The organism is uncultured Tenacibaculum sp. (genome assembly GCF_947504135.1).
Lineage (GTDB): Bacteria > Bacteroidota > Bacteroidia > Flavobacteriales > Flavobacteriaceae > Polaribacter.
On record NZ_CANNGG010000006.1, the window covers coordinates 120,539 to 128,767 of the forward strand.

An 8,229-nucleotide genomic window follows, 5' to 3' on the forward strand; every position below is an offset into this window, starting at 1 on the left:
ATCGTTAATTTATAGGTGTGAATTCAGGTGTAACAGGATTTTCAAATTCAACAGTAATAGTGTCTCTATATTCTAAACCAAGTAGGGTAGAAGCACCACCAACAGTTTCTAAATTACTCCGATAAATAGCAATTTCTAAAAAACCTGCAGAGTTAAAAATAGCCAATTTTTCTCCATCATGCTGACCATTGTTTTTAATCGAATAATCCACAATTTCATTATATCGACTAAAAATTTTAGTAAAGGTATAACGTCTAGCAGTAACTTTAAAATCACGACCTTTCCCAACAGTGTTAAATAATTTTTGACTAATATTAGTAATTACATTACCGTAGTTATCAATATAAATAACACCGCCAGCAATACTAGTTTGCTGTTCGTTTACTTTTGGTTGAATTTCAATAATCTGTTTATAAGAATCAATTTCTTTACCAACAACACTTAAACTACCGCCACGAGCAATATGACTAGCAACCTGTACAAACACATCTAATACAGGAAAACTACTTTCTACACGATCATGAATATTGATTTCAACAATTTTTGTGGGCCTAATTTCAGATGCAATCATAGAAATTAATCCGTTATCAGGACAAATAAAAAAATGATTGTCTAGCTCTAAAGCAATGTGTTTATTTTGAATACTTAATTCAGAATCAACTCCAATTACATGAATGGTTTTATCAGGGAAACTCTTGTAGGCGTTTTTTAAAATATAAGCCGTTTCTGTAATGTTAAAAGGAGAGATTTGATGTGTTATGTCTACAATCTTAGCATCAGGTAATTCTGAGTATATAGCCCCTTTTACAGCCCCTACAAAGTGGTCTTTAGTTCCAAAATCAGTAGTTAATGTGATAAGAGACATTAAGTTAGGTGTTTGTTAATTAGTTTGTGAAAAATTATGCTGAATTTTTAAACAAAACTACGTATTTCGACAAAAATAATCATTATTTTTAGAGTGAATAATCTTAAAACTTTTGTCATTTGAACGAACGCATAATTGAATTAACAGAAATCAATCCAAATGATTTCTTCGGAGCTCAAAACAGCACTATTACTCAGTTAAAAAGCTTCTTTCCTAAAATAAAAATAGTTGCTAGAGGAAATAAACTTAAAATTTTTGGAGAACCTGAATTATTAAATGAATTTGAAAAGCGATTAGAAATGCTTATCAAATACTTTAATAGGTATAATAAACTAGATGAAAATAGTATTGAGCGAATTTTAACGTCAACAGGTAAGGAAGAAGAAATACGAAAATCTGGAAATGCAAAAGACGTTTTAGTACACGGTGTTAGTGGAAAGTTAATAAAAGCGCAAACAGCTAATCAGCGTAAAATGGTTGAGTTAATGCAAAAAAATGATATGTTATTTGCTGTAGGACCTGCAGGTACTGGTAAAACATACACAGCAGTTGCTTTGGCCGTAAAAGCATTAAAAGAAAAAGAAGTAAGACGAATTATATTAACAAGACCTGCGGTGGAGTCAGGTGAAAACTTAGGATTTCTTCCTGGAGATTTAAAAGAGAAGCTAGATCCATACATGCAACCTTTATATGATGCCTTACGCGATATGATTCCACATGAAAAACTTGAATCATATCTTGAAAAAGGAGTCATACAAATAGCACCTTTAGCTTTTATGCGTGGACGTACTTTAGATAATGCGTTTGTAATTCTAGATGAAGCACAAAATACCACTCATGCACAAATGAAGATGTTTTTAACACGTATGGGAATGCACGCTAAGTTTATCATTACAGGCGATCCTGGTCAGATTGATTTACCACGCAGACAAGTATCAGGGCTAAAAGAATCGTTATTAGCCTTAAAAGATATTGATGGAATAGCGCAGGTATATTTAGATGATAAAGATGTAATCCGTCACCGATTGGTTAAAAAGATTATTACAGCTTATAAAAGTATAGAAACCGAGTAGTTTTTAGTTGTCAGTATTTTGCGATTAGTTTACATTTGCGGGCAACAACACAACAACATACTAATGAATACAATTAACGAAACAAATTTCCAGTTTCAAGGGCAAAAAGAAGTTTACAAAGGAAAAGTAAGAGAAGTATACAATATCAATGATGATTTATTGGTAATGATTGCTTCAGACCGTCTTTCTGCATTTGATGTAATTTTACCACGTCAAATTCCTTTTAAAGGACAAATTCTAAATCAAATTGCTACAAAAATGATGAATGACACTGCAGATGTTGTTCCGAATTGGTTAATAGCAAATCCAGATGAAAATGTAGCAGTAGGTCATTTATGTGAACCTTTTAAAGTAGAAATGGTAATCCGTGGGTATTTATCTGGTCATGCAGCCCGTGAATATGCAGCAGGAAAGAGAATGCTTTGTGGAGTAGCAATGCCTGAAGGAATGAAAGAAAATGATAAATTCCCAGAGCCAATTATAACACCATCAACAAAGGCAGATAATGGAGAACATGATGAAGATATTTCTCGTGAAGATATTTTAGCAAAAGGAGTTGTTTCTGAAGAAGACTATTTAGTATTAGAAGATTATACAAGAAAGTTATTTCAAAGAGGAACCGAATTAGCTGCTAAAAGAGGATTGATTTTAGTAGATACTAAATATGAGTTTGGAAAAACTAAAGATGGTAAAATTGTATTGATTGATGAAATTCATACACCAGACTCTTCTCGTTATTTTTATGCTGAAGGATATGCAGAACGTCAAGAAAAAGGAGAGAAGCAAAAACAACTATCAAAAGAATTTGTGCGTCAGTGGTTAATTGAGAACGGATTTCAAGGAAAAGAAGGACAAGAAATTCCTGAAATGTCTGATGAAAAAGTTATTGAAATTTCAAATAGATACATTGAACTATACGAACAAATCACAGGAGAAAATTTTGTGAAAGCGAATACAGAAAACGTACTCGAAAGAATAGAGAAAAATGTAAAAATATTTTTACAAAATAGATAAAAAGAGAGGCTCAAGCCTCTCTTTTTATTTAAAATTATCATAAAAGAACTTCATTAATAAACAGGCATTTATATTTTTTGTAACTTACACAAGACAAATAAATATTAGCCAAAATGCCAAATTATACATTAAAAATTAACGGAAAGTCGGTGTCCTTTAAGGCAGATGCTGATACACCATTGTTGTGGGTTTTACGAGATGAACTCAATATGGTAGGAACTAAATTCGGTTGTGGAATAGCACAATGCGGAGCCTGTACTGTTCATGTAGACGGAACAGCAATGAGAAGTTGTCAATTACAAGTTTCTATGTTGGATGGAGAAGAAATAACAACCATTGAAGGGTTGTCAAAGGAAGGAGACCACCCACTCCAAGAAGCTTGGAAAGAAGTAGACGTCCCACAATGTGGATATTGTCAAGCAGGTCAAATTATGACAGCTGCTTCCTTTTTAAAAGAAAACACAAACCCTTCAAAAGAAGAGATAAGAGAAGCAATGCAAGGAAATATTTGTCGTTGCGCAGCTTATAATAGAATAGAAAAAGCAGTTGCTTTAGCTGCCGAAAAAATGTCTTAAAATTTTTCAATCATGAGTACACAAGAAAACAAAGCAACGTTTAGTAGAAGAAATTTTTTAAGAGCCTCTGCGCTAGCAAGTGGAGGAATCATGATTGGATTTAATCTATTTACTGCCTGTAAACCTAATGTAAAACCATCTGTAGATGTTGAAAATCTAAATTTTAATGATTTTAACGCATTCATAAAAATATCTGATGAAGGTTATGTAACTATTTACTCTCCCAATCCAGAAATTGGACAAGGAGTAAAAACATCAATGCCGATGATTATTGCTGAAGAATTAGATGTTGAATGGGACAAAGTACATGTAGTCCAAGCTCCGTTAGATACAAAAAATTATACTCGTCAATTGGCAGGAGGAAGTCAATCTATTCGTTTAGGTTGGACAGCATTAAGACAAACAGGAGCTACAACTAAGCAAATGTTAATAAATGCAGCAGCAGTAAAATGGGGTGTTGATGCAGTTACTTGCTCTGCATCAAAAGGTGTAATTATCAATGCAAATGGTGATAAATTAGGATATGGAGAAGTTGTAAAAGAAGCAGCAATATTAGAAATTCCAGAAAATGTAACATTAAAGAAACCTTTAGAGTTTTCTATTATAGGTAAAGATGCTATAAATGTTGATGTAGAAAAAATAGTAACTGGAAAACCTTTATTTGGATTAGATTATAAAGAGGAAGGAATGGTTTATGCAGCTGTAGTAAGGCCACCAGCCTTTGGTGATGCTTTAGAATCTTTTGATGCATCGGAAGCAAAAAATATATCTGGAGTAATAGATGTTATTACAATAGGAGAAAAAGCAAGAAATTTTATAGAGTCAGGTAAAAATAACTGGACTTTCAAATTACCAAAATCAGATAAAGTAGTAGTAATAGCTAAAAATACATGGGCTGCTATAAAAGGGGCAAAAGCTATTAAGGCTATATGGAAAGCTGACTCTGAACTTGAAGATACAAAGCTTCATGACGAAAAATTAACAAGTTTGTTAGATGCGAATGATTTAGATGTAAGAAGAGAAGACGGAGATGTAAAAAAAGCATTTTCAGAAGCGGATAAAGTCATAGAACGTACCTATCATTCACCTTTTTTACCTCACAATTGTATGGAGCCAATGAATTTCTATGCAAATGTAACATCAGATAAGGTTCATCTAGTAGGTCCTGTACAAACACCAGAGTATGCAGCTCAGGTAGCATCAGAAATGTTAGGGCGTAATTTAGAGCAGGTACATGTAGAAATGACAAGAATGGGAGGAGGGTTTGGAAGAAGATTATATGGCGATTTTGTGTATGAAGCACTCGAAATATCTGATAAAGCAAAAAAACCAGTTAAAATGGTTTCAACAAGAGAAGAAGATATAACAGCAGGTACTTACCGACCAGCTATTAAATATAAAATAGCGGCATCAATTAAAGATGGAAAAATAACAGGATATCATTTAAAAGAAGCAGCGATTAATGATAATATGTATGGATTAATTCCACATTTCTTTCCAGCTGGGTGTATTCCAAACTATAAAGTATCAACAGGAAATTATAAAAGTAATATCAGCACAGGAGCTTGGAGAGCACCATATACCAACTTTTTAGGATACGCAGAACAATGCTTTTTTGATGAATTAGCACAAGAACTAGAAGTTGATCCAGTACAATTGCGTTTAGATTTACTAGAAAATGTAAAAGAAACGAAAGACGAAAAAATCCAGTATTCAGGTAAAAGAATGCAAGATGCAATTCGATTAGCCGCAAAAGAAGGAAACTGGGGTAAATCAAAAGAAGGAGTTTACCAAGGGTTTTCAGCTTATTATAGTCACAATACTCATGTGGCTGAAGTTGCAGAGGTTGAATTAAAAGATGGAGTACCTGTGGTAACAAAGGTAGTTGCAGCAGTTGATTGTGGTATTGTTGTAAATCCAACAGGGGCTAAAAACCAAGTTGTAGGAGGGGTAATTGATGGGATTGGACATGCTATGTACGGTAATTTAACCTTTAATGAAGGAAAACCATCAAGTAGAAATTTTGATAACTATCGATTAATAAGAATAAATGAGACTCCAAAAGTTGAAGTATATTTTGTTGAAAACGAAATAGTACCGACAGGTTTAGGTGAACCAGGTTTACCGCCAGCAGGTGGTGCTGTAGCGAATGCAATTCATAAAGCCTTAGGAAAGAGATTATATAGACAACCATTTATAGAAAAATTAAAATCAAACGTTTTAGGTTAAAAACAAAAAAGAAGAAAAGGTGCTTAATTAGGCACCTTTCTTCATTATATATTAATTATGCTGCAGACAATTTTTGAAAATCTGTTAAAAAAGCACTATTTTCGCAACCTATAAAAATCAAAAATAATAATGGTTAAAGATTTATTTGAAAGAATTAAGGGAGATAAAGGACCTTTAGGAAAATGGGCAGATAAAGCAGAAGGATATTATGTGTTTCCTAAATTAGAAGGGCCAATCTCTAACCGTATGTCTTTCAATGGAAAAAAAGTAATTACTTGGAGCATCAATGATTATTTAGGATTAGCAAATCATCCAGAAGTATTAAAAGCTGATGGAGAATCTGCAGCAGCAGATGGTTTAGCATACCCGATGGGGGCTCGTATGATGTCAGGTCATACAAAATACCATGAGCAATTAGAAAATGAATGTGCAGAATTTGTTGGAAAGGAAGCTGCTTATTTAGTAAACTTTGGATACCAAGGTATGGTATCAGCAATAGATGCTTTAGTTTCTAAAGACGATATTATTGTATATGATGTAGATACACACGCATGTATTATTGATGGTGTTCGTTTACATGCAGGTAAACGTTTTGTTTACCGTCATAACGATATTGAAAGTTGTGAGAAAAACTTACAACGTGCTACCAAAATGGCAGAAAAAACAGGTGGAGGAATTTTATTAGTTTCTGAAGGAGTTTTTGGTATGCGTGGTGAACAAGGTAGATTGAAAGAAATTGTAGCCTTAAAAGAAAAATACAATTTCCGTTTATTAGTAGATGATGCACACGGATTTGGGACTTTAGGTGAAGGAGGAAGAGGAACAGGGTTCGAGCAAGGAGTTCAAGATGGGATAGATGTATATTTCGCTACTTTTGCTAAATCTATGGCAGGTATCGGAGCATTTTTTGCTGGAGATAAAGATGTAGTACAGTACTTACAGTATAATATGAGATCTCAAATGTTTGCGAAGTCTTTACCAATGCCAATGGTAAAAGGAGCGTTAAAACGTTTAGATTTAATCCGTACACAACCAGAATTGAAAGATAAGTTGTGGGAAGTTACCAATGTCTTACAGTCAGGTTTACGTAACGCAGGTTTTGATTTAGGAACTACACAAACATGTATAACTCCTGTATATTTAAAAGGAGATATCCCAGAAGCTATGGCAATGGTAAATGATTTAAGAGAAAACCATGGAGTTTTCTGTTCAATCGTTGTGTATCCAGTAATTCCAAAGGGATTGATTATTTTAAGACTAATTCCTACAGCACGTCACACAATGGATGATGTTACAGAAACAATCGAAGCATTTACAGCTATCCGTGAAAAATTAGAAAACGGAACGTATAAGAAAGTAGCTGAAACAATAATGGCTGAATAATCCAAAATTGAATGATAAAACAAAAAAACTCATGAAATATTTCATGAGTTTTTTTGTTTTAAAACAGAAATGATACATTTGGAATCCTTTTTGTACATAAAAATTAAATGAAAAAACTCCTTTATCTATATACAATATTATTTGCAGTAGCAATACAGGCACAAATAAAAGATTCGCTGCCAAACTTTAACGATGAGTACATTCTTATTAAAGAAGGAGACAGTTTAATGATAAGGTTAAATGAAGTAACCGTCTTACCAAAACATAAGTTTAAAGAGAAAAACGATATCTTATATTATTATTGGTTGCGAAAAAAAGTATTCAAAGCATATCCTTATGCAATTTTAGCAGCAAAAAGAGTAGATAGTGTTAATGTGCGTTTAGAAAGAATAGATTCTAAAAGAAAAAAGCGTGAATATGTAAAACGTGTTCAAAAATATTTAGAAGAAGAACTAACAGCACCATTAAAAAAACTAACAAGAACAGAAGGAAGAATATTATTGAAGTTAATACATCGTCAAACTGGAAAAACAGCTTTTGATAATGTAAAGGAAATCCGAAGCGGATGGAAAGCCTTTTGGTACAATACCACAGCAAATATGTTTAAGTTGTCATTGAAGTCCGAATACAAGCCAGAAATCGAAAATGAGGACTATTTGGTAGAGGATATATTACAACGAGCCTATATTGATGAAAAGTTAGAGTATCAAGATCCAAAATTAAGAAAGAACTATTTAGTAATTGTATCCAAAAGTAGGGGTTATGTAGATGTATCGGAGTATAAGGAGATGTTTTCTAAGATGCGAAAGAAGCGAGAACGGAAGAAAAAGATTAGGTAAGAGATGTTATTCTTTAGTTTTTTTAAGTTCTCTGTTCCAAAATTTATTGTCAACCCTTAAATCAATACATTAAAACAACATTTTAAATATTGCTAAAGCTATCATTTAGGCGAGTAAAGTAATAGTGATTTTTTTTTAAAATGTGTTTAGAGGAGATGTGATTGAAAGGTAGAATATAAAAAACTTCCGAACGTAACTAATTATATAATAATGCATTAAAAATAAGTTATAAAAAAAGGGGAGAAAAGAGG

General features: G+C 32.9%; 7 protein-coding genes. 6 read left to right on the top strand and 1 reads right to left on the bottom strand.

Translation table 11 applies throughout. The features are described from left to right. Positions 1 to 4: 4 nt before the first annotated feature. Positions 5 to 865, bottom strand: coding sequence for an SAM-dependent chlorinase/fluorinase (locus Q0663_RS12450; RefSeq protein WP_299011619.1), 861 nt, complete (start codon positions 863 to 865; stop codon positions 5 to 7). A gap of 119 nt (positions 866 to 984) precedes the next feature. Between Q0663_RS12450 and Q0663_RS12455 the strand changes: the two genes are divergently transcribed. The 6 genes from Q0663_RS12455 to Q0663_RS12480 all read left to right on the top strand — a co-directional run bounded on the left by Q0663_RS12455 (position 985) and on the right by Q0663_RS12480 (position 7,978). Next, entirely contained in the window at positions 985 to 1,938 is a 954-nt protein-coding gene (locus tag Q0663_RS12455) for a PhoH family protein (RefSeq protein ID WP_299011621.1), read from the top strand. 63 nt (positions 1,939 to 2,001) lie between these two features. Then, positions 2,002 to 2,952 carry a phosphoribosylaminoimidazolesuccinocarboxamide synthase gene (locus Q0663_RS12460; RefSeq protein ID WP_299011623.1) on the top strand — a complete coding sequence of 317 codons (951 nt, stop codon included), beginning with the start codon at positions 2,002 to 2,004 and terminating at the stop codon, positions 2,950 to 2,952. A gap of 113 nt (positions 2,953 to 3,065) precedes the next feature. Next, the gene (locus tag Q0663_RS12465) at positions 3,066 to 3,527 is read left to right on the top strand and encodes a (2Fe-2S)-binding protein (protein WP_299011628.1); all 462 of its coding nucleotides are present in this window, start codon (positions 3,066 to 3,068) and stop codon (positions 3,525 to 3,527) included. Positions 3,528 to 3,539: 12 nt separating this feature from the next. Then, positions 3,540 to 5,756 carry a molybdopterin cofactor-binding domain-containing protein gene (locus Q0663_RS12470; RefSeq protein WP_299011630.1) on the top strand — a complete coding sequence of 739 codons (2,217 nt, stop codon included), beginning with the start codon at positions 3,540 to 3,542 and terminating at the stop codon, positions 5,754 to 5,756. A gap of 129 nt (positions 5,757 to 5,885) precedes the next feature. Beyond that, the gene (locus tag Q0663_RS12475; RefSeq protein ID WP_299011632.1) at positions 5,886 to 7,139 is read left to right on the top strand and encodes an aminotransferase class I/II-fold pyridoxal phosphate-dependent enzyme; all 1,254 of its coding nucleotides are present in this window, start codon (positions 5,886 to 5,888) and stop codon (positions 7,137 to 7,139) included. A gap of 107 nt (positions 7,140 to 7,246) precedes the next feature. Then, entirely contained in the window at positions 7,247 to 7,978 is a 732-nt protein-coding gene (locus Q0663_RS12480) for a DUF4294 domain-containing protein (protein ID WP_299011634.1), read from the top strand. Positions 7,979 to 8,229 lie beyond the last annotated feature (251 nt).

Excerpts from the sequence above, each read along its gene's own strand:
- Q0663_RS12450 (WP_299011619.1), bottom strand. The coding sequence starts at position 865 with ATGTCTCTTATCACATTAACTACTGATTTTGGAACTAAAGACCACTTT.
- Q0663_RS12460 (WP_299011623.1), top strand. The coding sequence starts at position 2,002 with ATGAATACAATTAACGAAACAAATTTCCAGTTTCAAGGGCAAAAAGAA.
- Q0663_RS12465 (WP_299011628.1), top strand. The coding sequence starts at position 3,066 with ATGCCAAATTATACATTAAAAATTAACGGAAAGTCGGTGTCCTTTAAG.
- Q0663_RS12470 (WP_299011630.1), top strand. The coding sequence starts at position 3,540 with ATGAGTACACAAGAAAACAAAGCAACGTTTAGTAGAAGAAATTTTTTA.
- Q0663_RS12475 (WP_299011632.1), top strand. The coding sequence starts at position 5,886 with ATGGTTAAAGATTTATTTGAAAGAATTAAGGGAGATAAAGGACCTTTA.
- Q0663_RS12480 (WP_299011634.1), top strand. The coding sequence starts at position 7,247 with ATGAAAAAACTCCTTTATCTATATACAATATTATTTGCAGTAGCAATA.